Below are 16,189 nucleotides of genomic sequence, written 5' to 3' on the forward strand. Positions count from 1 at the left end.
TCAGACGCTGGCGCGGTCTATCACGCGCCAGTCCATCATCACCCGCTCGACGGCAGCGTCGGGATCGTCGATGCGTTTCATCAGTAGAGACACCGCCGTGCGGCCGATCGCCCGGGAGGGCTGTTCGACGGTGGTGAGCTGCGGGGAGACCACTTCCGCCAGCTCGGTGCCATCGAAGCCGATCACCGCGATATCCTCCGGCACCCGCAGTCCGGCCTGGGCGATAGCCCGCAGCGCCCCGGCGGCGAGGGAGTCCGAAACGGCAAACACCGCATCGGGCTTCTCGTCTTGCGACAGCAGTTGCTCCATCGCCCGTTTACCGGCCGCCGCGCTAAGATCCTGCGCGTAGGTCACCTGCTGATACGCCAGACCGTGCACGTGCAGCACGCTTTTATAGCCGCGCTCGCGCAGACGGGCATAGCGATAGCTGAGGTCGTGATTAATGAGCGCGATGCGGCGGCGGCCGCTATCGGCCAACCGGGATACCGCCCCCTGAGCCGCCTCAACGTCGTTAATCCCGACGCAGGAGATGCTGCCGGTGTCGGCATACTCCGCGCACTGCACCCAGGGCGCGTCGCCAATCATGGTGGTCAGTTCCGGCAGGCTGGAGAGCGCATTCATGGTAATAATGCCGTCGACCATTTTGCCGGAGAGCAGCTGCAGGCCCGAGGTCGAGCGGGCCAGATCCGACCCGGAGTTACACAGCAGAATGCGATAGCCATTCTTCTCCGCCTCTTCTTCTATCCCCTTCACCACCTCGGCGCAAAAGGGGTTAGCGATATTGGAGACCATCACCAGGATCATATTGCTGCGGGCGGTTCGCAGCTGACGCGCCAGCAGGTTCGGCTGATAGTTGCTCTCTTTGATCGCCTGCAGCACGCGCTCACGGTTTTTGGCTTTTACCGTATCGCTGTTGTTCAGCACCCGCGACACCGTGGCCACCGAGACGCCGGCCAGACGAGCAATTTTCTGAATAGACATAAACCCTGCACTTCCTGCGATAGAGGTGGATCCTGCAGGCTATCATAAATGACCTCTGATTGGCCTGCCAGCCTGGCGCGAAAGCGTAGCTCAGCGAGACGGTGTCCCGGGAAACTATTAATAATCAGGGCTTCTCTCCCGCCCCGTTAACGCGCATCCTTTTGCCGTTTCATATTCTCATTAGCGCAGGAGGCGCAACAGACCGCCTGCGCCCCATTTTTTCTTTTATGATTAAGGATGATATCCCCATGAGGCTCACCACCGCGATTCTCGCCCTCAGCTGTGCCCTGGCAACGATCACCGGCTGCACCTCGTCAAAATCGTCACCGGAACGCCATGCCTACGCCTTCGTCGCCCACCGCTCCGATTTTGTCGGCGGCAATTTCACCGTCAACCGCCAGGAAAATTACCGTTTAAACCTGCCGACCTTTACGGCGATGTATGCCCGCGGCCAGCAGGATAAAGCCGCTGGCATGAGCGAAAGCGATGCCCGCCGCACCGCGGAAGCCATCAAACAGCAGGCGGCGCAGGGCACCCGCACCGAGCACGCCTTCACCGGCAACGCCAGCGACAAATGGGATAATGCGATGGAAAATAAAGATGCCGTCCTGTTCGGCAACGAGCTCTCCGGTGCCTATCTCGACGGCTATCTTGGGGTGAAATAATCCTGCGCCCCGCCTGCGCTCAGCGTTCGACGCTGACCCAGCGCTGCTGCTGATGGCTTTTGACGATCGCCTCGATGATGTACATCACATCGGCGCCGTCGTCGAAAGCGGCGAAGCGCCGGGCCCCGGCCGCCGGCATCTTCCCGGCGCGCACCGCCTGATAAAAATGCCCCATCATATTCTTAAAGGCGTCCGGCCAGCCCTCAATATGGCCGCCGGGGTAATGGGCGCTGTCAGCGATTTCCGGCCGCAGCAGGCTCGGGTCATCGCTGAGCAGGCGATCCGGCTGCTCGCGGTGGCCGATCCACAGCCGCTGGGGCACTTCCTGATCCCAGGCCAGAGAACAGAGGCTGCCGTTAATCTCCACCGCCAGACGGTTTTTCCGCCCGGCGCTCACCTGAGAGACCATAAAGCTGCCCTTGCTGCCATCGTCAAAACGCAACAGCACCGAGCCAAAGTCCTCGGTATCGACAGGCCGCGTTTCATATGCCTGCGCCTCGTGAACGGCGCTGAAGGTCGCTTTGCCATTGACCGGCGCTTTACGCGTTGGCCAGACGATAGACAGATCCGCCATCACCTCGACAATCCGCCGACCGGTCATAAACTGCACGGTATCGCACCAGTGGGAGCCGATGTCGGCCACCGTCCGCGACGCGCCGCCCTGCGCCGAATCGACCCGCCAGTTGTAGTCGGTCTCCAGCAGCATCCAGTCCTGCAGATAGCTGCCGTGGGCCGCGAAGATTCTGCCGACCTCGCCATGGCGGATCATCGCCGCCGCCTGCTGGACCATAGCGAACTGGCGATAGACGAAGCTGACGCCATGCACCACGCCGGCCCGGGCGGCAAGCGCCACCAGCTCCCGCGCCTCCTCCGCCGTCATACACAGCGGCTTTTCCGAGAAGACGTGCAGCCCGGCGGCGAGGATCTGCCGGTTAATCTGGGCATGCAAATGGTTCGGCGTACAGTTATGCACCACCTGCAGCCCCGGATGGGCCAGCAGCGCCTCCACGCTGTCGTAGGCATGGGCAATGTTCAGCGCTCGCGCCTTGCGCTGCGCCGCCTCAAGGCGGCTGTCGCACAGCGCCACCACCTCGACATCTCCCAGCCGCCGCAGCGCCTCCAGATGCGCCGGGCCAATAAACCCTGCCCCGATAATCGCAACCTGAATCATGTTACTCCCTCCCGCCGGCGGCAAAGTCATCGAAGGCCCGTCCGGCAACGGGAATGATATGGCGGCGGATAAACTCGCTGCCCTCGCGCGCGCCGGTCTCACTATCCTTCAGGCAGCACTCCCACTCCAGCACCGCCCAGCCGGCAAAATCATATTCGGTCAGCTTACTGAACACCCCTTTGAAGTCGATCTGCCCGTCGCCGGGAGAGCGGAAACGCCCGGCCCGCTGCTGCCAGGGCTGGTATCCACCGTAGACGCCATTGCGCCCGTTGCGGCGAAATTCGGCGTCCTTGACGTGAAACGCTTTAATACGCGCATGATAGATATCGATATAGGTCAGGTAGTCCATCTGCTGCAGATGCAGGTGGCTCGGGTCATAGAGCATATTGCAGCGCGGATGGTTATCCACCAGCGCAAGAAAACGCTCAAAGGTCACGCCATCGTGCAGGTCTTCGCCGGGGTGGATCTCATAGCAGACATCGACCCCCTGCTCGTCGAAGAGGTCCAGCAGCGGCCGCCAGCGCCGGGCCAGCTCGGCAAAGGCCTCATCCAGAAGCGGCTGACTATGCGGCGGCCACGGATAAAAAAAGGGCCATGCCAGCGCCCCGGAAAAGGTCGCGTGCGCCTGCAGCCCCAGGCGGCCGGAGGCTACCGCCGCCTGGCGCACTTTCTCCACCGCCCAGCGCTGGCGCGCCTGCGGATCGCCATGCAGCGCCGCCGGGGCAAAGGCGTCGAACGCCGCGTCATACGTTGGATGCACCGCCACCAGCTGTCCTTCAAGGTGAGTGGACAGCTCGCTGATCACCAGCCCATGCTCCGCCAGGATGCCGCTGACCTCGTCGCAGTAGGTCTGGCTCGCCGCCGCCCGCTCGACATCAAAAATCGCCGGGTGGTTGCAGGGGATCTGCAATGCCTTGTACCCCAGGCCGGCGGCCCACTGCGCTATCCCCGCCAGGGTGTTGAACGGCGCCTGCGGCCCGATAAACTGCGCCAGAAAAATGCCCGGTCCCTTAATCGTTTTCATACCCCCTCCTGAAAAATTAGTGCGGCTCTTTCTCGTTGTACTGGAAAGAGAAAAGGAAAATCAGCGCGATAACCGCGGCGGCCACCGCCGGGATCCACCAGAAGGTCACCCAGGCCTGAGGCACGCTCTGGCCGGCCACCAGATGGTTATACAGCGCGCCGGAGATCTGCGAGCCCAGCAGCATGCCGATCCCGTAGGTGAACATCACAATCATGCTCTGCGCCTGGCCTTTTACCTTCTCGCCCGCCACGCGATCGGTGTAGATAAAGCCAACGACAAAGAAAAAGTCATAGCACACGCCGTGCAGCAAAATGCCCAGATAGAGCAGGAAGCGCCCCTCCTCGCTGACTCCGAGAGCGAAAAAGGCGTAGCGGACGAACCACGCCGCCATGCCGATGAGCAGCATGTATTTCACCCCGAGGCGACGGAACAGCAACGGGATCACCAGCATAAAGACGATCTCTGACATCTGACCGAAGGACATCGCGGTGCTGACATCTTTGACGCCGGCATCCGCCAGATACGACGCGGTATAGGCGTAATAGGTGCCTAACGGCACGGAAATTAAGGTGGCGCAGAGGGAGAAAATCAGGAAATGGCGGGTTTTCAGCAGCGCGAAGGCGTCCGCGCACAGCAGGTCGCGAAACTGAACCGGCATACCTTTGGCCGGCGCCGGGGTGTGCGGCAGCGTCAGGCTGTAGAGCGCCAGCGCGACCGAACAGAGCGCCGCCAGCGTGAAGATGCCGGTGGTATCAGAGATACCGGTCACCCCGATGCAGATCCCGGCGATAATCCAGCCGATGGTGCCGAACACGCGGACCACCGGGAAGGTTTTATCGACATTGGCCAGGCTGTGGAAGGCGATATTGTTGGTCAGCGCCAGGGTCGGCATATAGCACAGCGTATAGCCGAACAGCAGGCCAATCAGCAGGGCGCCGTTCTGCGCCACCAGCGCCTGCGGGACAAACCACAGGATCGCCGCCCCGGCCAGGTGCATCACCGCCATCACCTTCTGCGAGGCGAAAAAGCGATCCACCAGCATCCCCAGCACAAAGGGAGACAAGATGGAGGCGATCGGCCCGGCGGAGAACGCATCGCCGATCAGCAATGACATCTCATACCGGGTCATCACCAGCCCCAGGGTCACCGACCAGCTGCCCCAGATAAAAAACTGCATAAACATCATTAACGACAGCCGCGGCACCAGAAAACGGTGGCTCACGCGGGCACTTTCCCGACCTTCTGTTGTTGTGACCATGTTGCTCGCCCTCAGAAAAGTAATCGATTACAAAACCGCTCAAAACAAAAGTAATCGATTACAAAAAGAAGATCGCCAGGCAAATGCGCCGCCTGCGAAGAGGATCACAATAAAAAGGCAGGCAGCCCCGCCGGACGGCGGGGCATCTCGCTTACGCCGGGCGGCGCAGCAGTTTGAAGGCGATAAACAGGAACAGGATCCACACCGGCAGCAGGATCGCCGACAGACGCATGCCGTCGATAGTGCACATCAGCGCCAGGATCAGCCCAAGGAAAGCAATGCAGAAGTAGTTGCTGGCGGGCGCCAGCAGCGCTTTGAACTTCGATTCGCGCCCTTTGCGGCGCTGGGCGGCGCGGAACTTCAGGTGCGCCATACAGATCATGATCCAGTTCAGCAACAACGTCACCACCACCAGGGCCATCAGCAGCCCCAGCGCTTCATGCGGCAGCAGGTAGTTCAGCACCACCACCAGCGAAGTGATAATCCCGGAGAGCAGCAGGGAGTTCACCGGCACGCCGCGCTTGCTGACGCGGGCGAGAAATTTCGGCGCATTACCCTGCACCGACAGGCCGAACAGCATCCGGCTGTTGGAGTACACGCCGCTGTTATACACCGACAGCGAGGCCACCAGAATGACGAAGTTCAGCGCGGAGGCCACCAGGTTGCTGTCCAGATTATGGAAAATCATCACAAACGGGCTGCTGTCGGATTTGATCTCCACCCACGGGTAGAGCGCCAGCAGCACCACCAGCGAACCGATATAGAACAGCAGGATACGATAGACCACCTGATTGACCGCTTTGGGAATGCTCTTTTCCGGGTTTTGCGCTTCGGCGGCGGTGATGCCGATAAGCTCCAGCCCGCCGAAGGAGAACATGATCACCGCCAGCGACAGAATAAGTCCGTGCCAGCCGGTGGCGAGGAAGCCGCCGTGTTTCCACAGATTGTCGAACCCGGCTTTGCTGCCGCCGTGGCCGCCGAACAGCATCCACAGGCCGAAGGCAATCATGCCGATAATCGCCAGCACCTTGATCAGCGCGAACCAGAACTCCGCTTCGCCATACAAGCGTACGTTGACCAGGTTGACGGCGTTAATAATGATGAAGAAAGCCGCCGCCCAAACCCAGGTGGGCACGTCGGGCAGCCAGTACTGCATATAGATCCCGGCGGCGGTCAGCTCCGCCATCCCTACCAGCACGAACATCACCCAGTAGTTCCAGCCGGAGAGAAAGCCGGCGAACGGCCCCCAGTATTTATAGGCAAAGTGGGCAAAGGAACCGGATACTGGCTCTTCCACCACCATTTCGCCCAGCTGGCGCATGATCAGAAAAGCGACAATCCCGGCCACGGCGTAGCCCAGTAAGACCGCCGGACCGGCCATCTGGATAGCGGGACCAATGCCGAGAAACAGGCCGGTGCCAATCGCGCCGCCAAGGGCGATAAGTTGAATATGTCGGTTCTGTAAACCGCGATGAAGCGTCGGGCCACTTTCCGTGACGGTCTCCGACGACGTTGACGCGTCTTTCACGTCGTTCCCCTGTGTGTTTTTGTGAAGGGGCACCTTTTATCACTTAGGGGGGATTGTCGCAAGTTGCGTGGGGCGAGCGTCAGCCGCCCACCCCGCTTTTTTTAGCGTCAGAAGTCGTAGCTCATTGAGACGCGGACGGTACGCGGATCGCCTTCGAACAGGTAAGTACCGGTATCGTCAATGCCAGACCAGTACTTCTCGTTGGTCACGTTGGTCACCCCGACGCGCCAGATCATTTCGTTCTGGTCGGCGTTCAGACGCATACGATAGCGCAGGCCTAAATCCAGGGTGGTGTAGCTATCCAGCTTCTTGGTATTGGCCGCATCGGCATACTGCGAGCCGCTATGATTGACGCGCGCGGTGGCGGTCAGGCCTTCCACCGGCTTGATGTCATATTCGGCGCCGAGTACCGCGTAGAAGTTAGCCACCCCGATGGCATCTTTACCGTCGGTTGCGCCTTCAGCGGTTTTAGTCTGTTTGGCATCCAGCCAGACGGTACTGGCGTTAAGACGCAGTCCCAGCATCGGCTCGCCAAAGACGTTCATCTCTACGCCGCGGTTACGCTGCTCGCCGTCGAGGCCGTAATTGCCAGCGGTATCGGAAATGGCGTTCGGTTTTTTGATTTCAAACAGCGCCAGCGATCCTCCGATCGTACCGTAGTCGATCTTGACGCCCACTTCGTCCTGCTTCGAGTGCGCGATCCCGGTACTCTGCCCGGCATTGGCCGCCGTCGTCGGCGCCACAGAGCCCGGCTGCAGCGCTTCGGTATGGTTAGCATACAGCGACAGCTGCTCCCACGGCTTGTACACCAGGCCAAACGTCGGCATCCAGCGGCTTTGGGTATAACGCGAAGAGGTATCTTCCAGCCCGGTGGCGTTGCTGTAGTTGCGCACAACCACTTTCTGATGACGAGCAGCGGCGGTAAACAGCACTTTATCGTTAAAGAAGCCGAGGGTATCACTCAGCAGCCAGCCCTGCGTACGGCTGCGCGAGGTGACCAGCGGATCGTGGTAGTTGCCGCCAAAATAGGCGTTATCCGGCATCGCCACATCATGGTTGTCATAGATATTAGTGGTCGGGTTCCTGGCCGACATCCGCCAGGCGGTCGCATCGGTATGCACCTGCGCCGCATAGCCGAGGTTCACCTTATGCGAAATCGCGCCGGTATTGAAATCGCCGCGTACCCCGCCCATGCCGCTGATCGCGTCGATAATGCGGTTAGTATCCAGGCGGCCCACCGTCGCATCGCCGTTTTTATTCAGAAGTTTCGGCGCGCTGTAGGTACCAATTTCATGCGAATGCTGGCCGCCGAGGGCGCTGTATACCGTCCAGCTATCGGTCAGGTCATATTCTGCCTTCGCCATGCCGAACTCGCTTTCAATATCGCTATAGCCCCACTTCTGGCTGTAGTTTTTGCTGTTGTCCGGCAGCGCCGGAACGAAATCCACGCCGCTGATATTGACGCCCATCGTACCGCCGTGGAACGTTTTCTTCTGATAGCCGAAATCGAGCGAGGTGCGGAAACGGTCGCCGCGGTAATCAAGCCCCAGCGAAGCCAGCGTGGTACGGCGTTTATCATTATCGATAGCGCCTTCACCCTCGCGGTGCACCAGGTTGACCCGAGCGCCGAACTGGTTGTTGTCGCCGAAACGGCGCCCCAGGTCGAGGGTGCCGCCCACCTGAGAATCAGAGGTATAGTCGACGCCAACGCGTGCGGTCGGCAGATCTTCCGCCCGCTTCGGCTCGAGGTTAATCATCCCGCCGACGCCGCTGCTGGCCGCGCCGTTAAGCAGGCTGTTAGCCCCTTTGAAAATTTCAACGCGCTCCAGCATCTGGGTGTCCATCACCTGACGCGGCACCACGCCCGCCAGGCCGCCCATCGTCATGTCATCGCCATCGAGCTTAAACCCGCGGATTCGATAGGTCTCGGCGAAGTTGCCGTAGCCCTGTACGGCCTGCACGCCAGCGTCGTTACTGACGACATCGGCGATAGTTTTCGCCTGCTGATCCTGAATCAGCTTCGAGGTATAGCCGATGACGTTAAACGGGACGTCCATCGCTTTTTGTTCGCCAAGCATCCCCAGACGGCCGCCGTGGGCGATCTGGCCATCGAGGAATGCCGGAACCACCAGGTCGCCGCCGGATTTAAAATCGCTGGTTTCGTTAGCCTCGACGATGAGGGTCTCTTCGCCAGGCTGCTTCGCGGCGGCAGCGTCCGCGGCCATCGCCGTTTGACTGGCGGCGCCGATGGCTAAGGCCAGCAGCGTTTTACGCAGCGGGAAGGATGAATAGTGCGTGGTGTGCATAATTTGCCCCATGGATGAGGATAAATGAATCAAAGGGCCCGTCGCCGGACCCGTTATTTTTATTGCGCGTTCAGGTCGATACGTACGACGCTGTCCGGGCCTTTAGTGGAGTGGTCTTTATTGAAGGGCTGTTTGACGGTGACAAACAGCGTCTGACCATCGGCGGAAAGCAGCAAGCTGTTGGGATTGGCCGGCAGCGCCCAGCTTTTCTTCAGCGTGTAACGGCTGGCGTCAAGGCTGATGACCTTGCCGGATTCACGCTGTGAAATATAAATTTCGTGGCGTTTCTTATTGAACTGCACCGCCAGCGAATCGCCGACGTCGAGCTGTTTAAGCAGCTTGCCGCTGTGGATATCCAGCACCAGAGTGGTTTTCGCTTTCGAGTTGTCGGTCACGAACAGACGGCCGGTGTCGCTATCTTCGGCCATATTAAGCAGCAGCGCCGGCTTGTCGCCCAGCGGCTTCCAGCGCTGTTCAATGCGTTGGTTACGCGGGTTGATCACCAGAATTTCACCGCTGCCGTTAGCGGCGTACACGCGACCGGTTTGCGCGGAGTAGTGCAGGCCGGTCATCCATTTACCGGTATTTTTAATCCGCGTTTTCAGCTTCAGGGTAGTGGCGTCAACCACCCAGATTTGCGCCGGGTCGGCGACCGCGCCAACGTAGAGAGTATTATTCAGCAACAGCAGCTGACGGGCCCCATAAGGGCGACCTTTTTCATTGCGCTCGCTGAACAGCAGGCGGTTTTTTACCTTGCCGGTGGCGGTGTCGATAGCGCTGATGCCGCCGTCCAGCGAATTGCTGACATACAGCGTTTTACCCTCCGCAGAGAGCTGTAAAGCGAAGTTTTTCAGATCGGTATGCGTCAGGCCGATGGTATTGAGGGTGTGCGGATCCAGTGTGTAGACCGCCCCACCCTGCACATTTTTAAAGCCTTCGGCGCTGGCGACGTACAGCGCATCACCCTGCGGGCTTAACGCCATCTCGTACAGCCCTTCCGCTAGCTGGCGCTGCAGCGGTTGCGCCACGTTAGGGGCTGGCGAGTCGACAACCGGTTGGGAAACGGCAGAGGAATGAGGCGTCGCGCAGCCGCTTAACGCCGCGCTGATGGCCAGCGTCAACGCCGGAAGTGTGTATTTCATTGGATCAACCCTATAAAAATCAACGACCCGATGGACGCGCAGCGGCCGATATTGTGTGTTTCCAGCCTGCTGTCTTTACGTCACCCTACGCCTTCGCGACTCTTAGTGAACGACTCACTGGCGCAGCTCGAACCTTGCCAAAATTACGAATGAAAAAGAGAATGAGAACTATACTCATTATCTAATGTCAAGCAAGTCCTGGCGGGCAAAAAAGATAATCTGCTGATTTTTTTTACGGCAATGGCGGATTACGAGGGGAAGACAGGATCCGTGACGGGAAAAGCGTCCCGGAAGCGATGCCGTGCACCGCCCGGGTTGCAGCCCAGAAGGCACACGATGTGTCGCCCATCTGGCGCAAAACGACACATGACAGCGCTATGTCGCTGAACGGCGATTAATAGCGCACCATCACCGACTTCAGCTCCGTATAATCATCGATAAACGCGCTGCCGAATTCGCGCCCGATGCCCGAGCCCTTCATGCCGCCGAACGGTACCGCCGGGTCGAGGAAGGTATGCATATTGACCCATACGATGCCGGCCTCAATCGCCTCCGAGTAGCGTAGCGCCTGACGAATATTATCCGACCAGACGCTGGCCGCCAGTCCATACGGCGAAGCATTCATCCGCGCCAGCGCCTCTTCTTCGCTGCGATAGCCAATAAAACTGCACACCGGACCGAAGGTCTCCTCGCGCATCAGAGTACTCTCTTCGCTGCGCACTTTAACCGCGGTCGGCTGCAGGAAATAGCCCTCCCCCGGCAGCGCTTCGCCGCCGCAGACGATGGTATCGCCCTCGTCGCGGGCGGTCTGAATGAGCCGCAAAACTTTGTCATACTGCTGGCGGTTGGCCAGCGGCCCCATCAGCGTCCGTTCATCCAGCGGCGACCCCGGCGCAAAAGCGCTGAGCTTGTCTTTCAGCAGCGCCAGTACCGCATCCAGTTTTCCCTGCGGCAGATAAAAACGTTCCGCAGCGGCGCAAATCTGCCCCTGGTTCAGGTAGCCAGCTTCAATAATGCCGTTGACCATCGCCTCCGGCGTCAGGTCATCGAGGAACAGCGCGGCGTTTTTCCCCCCCAGCTCAAGGGTCACCCGTTTACCTGACGCACTGGCCGACTGCTGGACTTTTTCACCGGTGGCCACCGAGCCGGTGAAGCTCACCTTGGCGCAGGCCGGATGCGTAATCAGCCGTTGGGCAATCTCGCCGCCGGCGCCGTTGACCACGTTAATCACCCCATCCGGGATACCCACCGCTTTTGCCAGCTCCGCCACGCGCAGCAGCGTCAGCGGCGTATATTCGCTCGGCTTGAGGACGATGGTGCATCCGCAGACCAGGGCCGCCGCCAGCTTCCAGATGGCAATCATGATGGAGAAGTTCCACGGCACGATGCCAACCACCACCCCCAGCGGCTGGCGGCGGGTAAAGGCGGTATATTTCTCCCCGGCCATCGATGGCAGCGAGACATCCAGCGTTTCACCGGTGACTTTCCCCGCCCAGCCGGCGAAGTAGCGCAGGAACGCCACCGACTGGTCCAGCTCGAGCATCCGCGCCAGCGTGATAGTTTTGCCGGAACAGAGACTTTCCAGCTGCGCCAGCGCTTCGCGATGCTCTGCCAGCGTGTCCGCCAGCTTCAGCAGCAGCGCGCCGCGCGCCAGCGTCGGCATCTCGCGCCACTGACTAAACGCCTGGCGGGCGCTCTCCATAGCGCGATCAGCCTGGTCACTATCCGCCGCGGTGACCTCGGCAATCGCCTGCCCGGTCGCCGGGTTGATCACCGCGAACGGCGCGCCGCGGCCCGCCTCACGTTGACCGGCAATAAACTGCCCGTGCGGCTGGCGTAAGAAGGCGGTCACTTCCGCCAGTAAGGTTATCTCGCTCATCGTCAGCACCCGTTTTTCAGCAAAGTTAACCCATCACAGCACGGCTTCCCGCCGCAGCCTATCGTTCTAAAGAACGTCATTCTTCCGGACGATATTCAACGCCCGCGCGGCGTGCTGTGATGAGGGTCTTGAGCCAGGCAAGACCACAGGGTAACGCGATGAACATCAAGATCGATGCGCTGAACTACTACGGCGCGACGAAGAAATATCACCTCCATTTCCCGGCGCTACGGGAAGATATTGAAGCCGATGTGGTAATTATCGGCGGCGGCTTCTCTGGCATTAACACCGCCCTTGAGCTGGCGGAACAGGGGATCACCAACGTGGTGGTGCTGGAGGCGCGCCATCTCGGCTACGGCGGCACCGGGCGCAACGGCGGCCAGGTGATGGCCGGTATCGGCCACGATATCGAAGCGGTAAAAAAGCACGTCGGCAAAGAGGGGCTGGAGACGCTGTTTAAAATCGCCAACCTCGGCGCGGGCATCATTCGCGAACGCATCCGCAAATATAACATCGACGCCGATTTCGTGCCCGGCTACGGCTATCTCGCCTATAACCAGCGACAGCTTAAAACGCTGCGCCAGTGGGAGAAGGAGTTTAAAGCCGCTACCCCGGATCAAGAGATCGAACTGTATACCGGAAAAGAGGTGCAGCAGGTGGTGGGCTCCGAGGTCTACTGCGGCGCGCTGAAACATATGGGCGGCGGCCAGATCCATTCACTCAATATGCTGCTCGGTTCGGCGCAGGCCGCCCACTCGCTGGGGGTGAAGATTTTCGAATCCTCGCCGGTGGTGGAGGTGAGTTACGGCAAACAGGTGCGGGTACGCACCGCGATGGGCAGCGTCAAAGCCGCCAAACTGCTGTGGGCCTGCGACAGTTTCCTCAACAATATGGAGCCGGAGATCTACAACAAGACGCTGGTCACTTACTCCTACCAGGTGTCGACCGAGCCGCTCTCCGATGAACTGATCGAGCGCATCAGCCCGCTGCGCGGCGCCTTCAGCGATATTCGCCCGGTAATTAACTACTACCGCGTCACCCGGGAAAACCGCCTGCTGTTCGGCAGCGCCACCCGCTTTGTGGAGTATACGCCGAACGATTTCGCCGCCTGGAACCGCACCTTGCTGGCGGAGGTCTTCCCCTATCTCAAGGATGTGAAGATCGATTTTGCGTGGGGCGGGCCGATGGCCTGTAGCGCCAACCTGTTCCCGCAGATCGGCACCTTACGCGACCATAACAACGTCTTTTACGTCCAGGGGTACTCCGGCTTCGGCGTCACCCCGTCGCACATCGTGTGCAAAATCCTCGCCGAAGGGATCAACGGCGGTTCCGACCGCTATCGTCTGCTAAGCAGCATTCCTCACGCGACCATCCACGGCCGTGACAGCCTGCGTCTGTTATTAGTCACGGCCGGAAAACTGATGCATCAAACCGCCGGTTTCTGGAAAGGCCGGAGTTAACCAGGAGAACGCTATGCACGCTTTTAAACTTAAACACCCGGTACCTGATCTGCAGCCGATCGGCAGCGTCAGCCTGCTCGGCGCGACGCCGACCGCCGGCGACCCGCAGGTAGCGGGCGCGATGATCTACGGCGAGCCGCAGGACGCCTTTACCTGCGGACTGTTTTCGTCCACTGAGGGGAGCTTTACCATGACCTATCCGTTTACCGAGCACGCCACCGTGCTGGAGGGCGAAGTGGAGCTGACCGTCGCCGGCGGCGAGCCGCAGCGCTTCGCGCCGGGCGACAGCTGGTTTGTTAAACAGGGCACCGAAGTGGAGTGGAAAATTCTGACGCCGCGCTTTGTGAAGCACTACCTGGCGAACGTCGAGACCCGCTAACAAACTGATAATACCCGGCGGCGCATTACGCCTTCTCCGGGCTACCAAATCGCACAGCGCTGTAGCCCCGGTAAGCGGCAGCGCCACCGGGGGGGGTTGAGGCCAAATTAAAGGCAGGCCGCACGGACCGTAGGCCGGATAAGGCGCAGCCGCCATCCGGCAGAAACAGGCGCAACGTGGCAAGACGGATGGCCCCGGTTTTCGGGGTCATATTGTTTATCCGCCGCGACATTCATCGACTGCGTCACAGAATCATGCGCCGCCCTCCACCTTCCGGACGATATTCGTTGAGCAGGATGCCCGCCTAAATTATGACTATCCGGGAGTGGCGCTGGCTATTCCCTGCCCTACCCCATTATTGTGCAGAGGTTGACTATGTTTAGTAACAGACTCGCCAGCCATCTTGAGCGCGGCGTCGTCGGCTTCCCGACCACCCTCGCCAGCTCCGTCGGGCTGATCATGGCCAGCCCGGTGATCCTGACGGTCACCAGCGGCTTCGGCATGGGCGGCGATACCTTCGCGCTGGCGGTGCTGCTGGCCTTTATTATGATGCAGGCGCAGGTCACCACCTTTGCCGAGGCGGCGACGCTCATTCCCACCACCGGTTCGGTGTACGACTATATCTCCTGCGGCATGGGCCGCTTCTTCGCTATCACCGGCGCGCTGTGCGCCTATCTGATCGTCCATATCTTCGCCGGGACGGCGGAGACGATCCTGGCGGGCATTATGGCGCTGGTGAACTTCGAGTCGATTAACGCCCAGATGGCCGCTCACCAGAACACCTGGATGGTGGGCGTCGGCATGGTGGTGATTTTCGGCTTGCTCAACGCCATCGGCGTGGAAATCTTCGGCAAGGTCGAAGTGGTGCTGACCTTCGGCATGTGGACCACGCTGACCATTTTCGGCCTGTGCGGCATTTTTATGGCGCCGGTGACTCATCTTTCCGGCTGGTTCGGCACGCCGCTGAACGTTAGCGATATCAACGGCCTGTTCGGCTATATCGGCATGGCGATGTTTATGTTCGTCGGTTGCGAACTGGTGACGCCGATGGCGCCGGAGATCAAACAGGCCCACCGCACCATACCGCGGGCGATGGCGCTGGGCCTGCTGGGGGTCGCCAGCTGCATGTTTATCTACGGCGCGGCGATCAACCGCCAGGTGGAGAATACCGTGCTCGACGCGGCCAACAACGTCCATCTGCTGGATACACCGATGGCGATCCCGGCCTTCGCCGAACGGGTGATGGGCCACGCCGGCCAGTACTGGCTGGGGGTCGGGCTACTGTTGGCCGGCTGCGCCACCATCAATACGCTGATGGCCGCCGTGCCGCGTATTATCTACGGCATGGCGCTGGACGGCGCGCTGCCCCGTTTCCTGACCTGGCTGCATCCGCGCTTTAAGACGCCGGTGATCGCCATTGCCATCGGGGTGGCGATCCCCTGCCTGCACGCCTGGTATCTGAACGGCGATCTGGACCGCATCGTGCCGCTGATCCTCGCCGCGGTCTGCGCCTGGGGCGTCGCCTATCTGCTGGTTACTCTGTCGGTGGTGATGCTGCGCATTCGCCGCCCGGACCTGCCGCGCGCCTACCGCTCGCCGTGGTTCCCGCTGCCGCAGATTATCTCCAGCGTCGGGATCATCATCGCTATCGTCAATATCACGCCGCCCGGGATGGACAGCCGCCAGGTGCTGGTGCCGTTCGGCATAATGCTCGGCCTGACCGCCGCTTACGCCCTGTTCTGGACGGTGTGCGTGCAGCGCGTCAATCCGTTCAAGCCGCTGGTAGTGGAAGAGGTGGTTGAGCGCGCCATCAACAATTATGAAAAACAGACCCGCGGGGAGATGACGCCAGATGTCCTCCGTCCCCTGGTTTAAAACGCCGTTAATGAACGCGGTGCAGCGCGATCTGGCGGGCTGGCCCAGCGAAAAGCTGAGCGAACGCAGCGCGCTGCTGCGCTTGAACGACGCCACCGCCGTCACCTTCAGCGTGCGTCAGAAGCGGCTGTTTATGGCCAGCATTCACAGCTGCGAGTTTGTCGTCGAGGGGCCGGTGACCCGGCCCGTGCGCGGTAACATTCGTGCCCATCAATCCGGCTGGTGGAAACGCCAGCCGATCCGCTTTATCGGCGGCAAAGACAGCGCGGAACTCGCTGGCTATCTCAACGGTTTTCCTAATCTCCAGCAGACCTTAAGCGAGCTGGATTACCGCCGCTTTTCGCTGACCTTTGATAGTAGCGGCTGGCGCTGCAGCATTGAACCCTGGGCCGCCAGCGAAGTGGTCTGTAAAATGCCGCCGCTGCGCCGTTATCTGCGGCTGGAAGCGCAGCAGCGGATGCTGCTGCTCAGCGTACTGGCGATGGTTAATCAGGCAGTAAGTCAGTGGATGCATGAGTGAG

At 60.4% G+C, this 16,189-nt stretch carries 13 protein-coding genes; 5 read left to right on the top strand and 8 right to left on the bottom strand.

The features are described 5' to 3' along the window. The gene (locus IB144_RS19505) at positions 1-981 is read right to left on the bottom strand and encodes a LacI family DNA-binding transcriptional regulator (protein ID WP_004176981.1); all 981 of its coding nucleotides are present in this window, start codon (positions 979-981) and stop codon (positions 1-3) included. A gap of 248 nt (positions 982-1,229) precedes the next feature. Here IB144_RS19505 and IB144_RS19510 point away from each other — a divergent pair, with 248 nt between their 5' ends. Next, positions 1,230-1,646 (top strand): Exc2 family lipoprotein, encoded by a 417-nt coding sequence (locus tag IB144_RS19510; protein WP_004178893.1) that lies wholly within the window; start codon positions 1,230-1,232, stop codon positions 1,644-1,646. 19 nt (positions 1,647-1,665) lie between these two features. Here IB144_RS19510 and IB144_RS19515 read toward each other — a convergent pair whose 3' ends face one another. The 7 genes from IB144_RS19515 to IB144_RS19545 form a co-directional block, all read right to left on the bottom strand. Further along, positions 1,666-2,817, bottom strand: coding sequence for a Gfo/Idh/MocA family oxidoreductase (locus tag IB144_RS19515; protein WP_004183287.1), 1,152 nt, complete (start codon positions 2,815-2,817; stop codon positions 1,666-1,668). A gap of 1 nt (position 2,818) precedes the next feature. Continuing rightward, positions 2,819-3,841, bottom strand: coding sequence for a sugar phosphate isomerase/epimerase family protein (locus IB144_RS19520; protein ID WP_062920872.1), 1,023 nt, complete (start codon positions 3,839-3,841; stop codon positions 2,819-2,821). 16 nt (positions 3,842-3,857) lie between these two features. Further along, positions 3,858-5,063, bottom strand: coding sequence for an MFS transporter (locus tag IB144_RS19525; RefSeq protein WP_004198867.1), 1,206 nt, complete (start codon positions 5,061-5,063; stop codon positions 3,858-3,860). A gap of 187 nt (positions 5,064-5,250) precedes the next feature. After that, positions 5,251-6,627, bottom strand: coding sequence for a phenylalanine transporter (gene pheP / locus IB144_RS19530; RefSeq protein ID WP_064163613.1), 1,377 nt, complete (start codon positions 6,625-6,627; stop codon positions 5,251-5,253). A gap of 107 nt (positions 6,628-6,734) precedes the next feature. After that, positions 6,735-8,933 (bottom strand): TonB-dependent siderophore receptor, encoded by a 2,199-nt coding sequence (locus IB144_RS19535; RefSeq protein ID WP_065888889.1) that lies wholly within the window; start codon positions 8,931-8,933, stop codon positions 6,735-6,737. 59 nt (positions 8,934-8,992) lie between these two features. Further along, positions 8,993-10,075, bottom strand: a complete 1,083-nt coding sequence (locus IB144_RS19540; protein WP_023159298.1) for a YncE family protein — start codon at positions 10,073-10,075, stop codon at positions 8,993-8,995. A 394-nt stretch (positions 10,076-10,469) separates the two neighbouring features. Then, positions 10,470-11,954 carry an aldehyde dehydrogenase family protein gene (locus tag IB144_RS19545; protein ID WP_023279211.1) on the bottom strand — a complete coding sequence of 495 codons (1,485 nt, stop codon included), beginning with the start codon at positions 11,952-11,954 and terminating at the stop codon, positions 10,470-10,472. A gap of 158 nt (positions 11,955-12,112) precedes the next feature. On the opposite strand from IB144_RS19545, the gene IB144_RS19550 reads away from it, so the two are divergent. From IB144_RS19550 to IB144_RS19565, 4 genes are all read left to right on the top strand, one after another. Further along, the gene (locus IB144_RS19550; protein ID WP_040242544.1) at positions 12,113-13,414 is read left to right on the top strand and encodes an FAD-binding oxidoreductase; all 1,302 of its coding nucleotides are present in this window, start codon (positions 12,113-12,115) and stop codon (positions 13,412-13,414) included. Positions 13,415-13,427: 13 nt separating this feature from the next. Further along, positions 13,428-13,793, top strand: a complete 366-nt coding sequence (locus IB144_RS19555; protein WP_002892824.1) for a cupin domain-containing protein — start codon at positions 13,428-13,430, stop codon at positions 13,791-13,793. 375 nt (positions 13,794-14,168) lie between these two features. Further along, positions 14,169-15,668: an APC family permease gene (locus IB144_RS19560; RefSeq protein WP_002892820.1), complete on the top strand. Its 1,500-nt coding sequence runs from the start codon at positions 14,169-14,171 to the stop codon at positions 15,666-15,668. Beyond that, positions 15,646-16,188: a DUF3156 family protein gene (locus IB144_RS19565; RefSeq protein WP_064163611.1), complete on the top strand. Its 543-nt coding sequence runs from the start codon at positions 15,646-15,648 to the stop codon at positions 16,186-16,188. Before IB144_RS19560 ends, IB144_RS19565 begins: the two co-directional genes overlap by 23 nt. Position 16,189: the final 1 nt, after the last annotated feature.

The sequence above is a fragment of the Klebsiella sp. K4 genome, assembly GCF_014596785.2.
Classification (GTDB): Bacteria; Pseudomonadota; Gammaproteobacteria; order Enterobacterales; family Enterobacteriaceae; genus Klebsiella; species Klebsiella pneumoniae.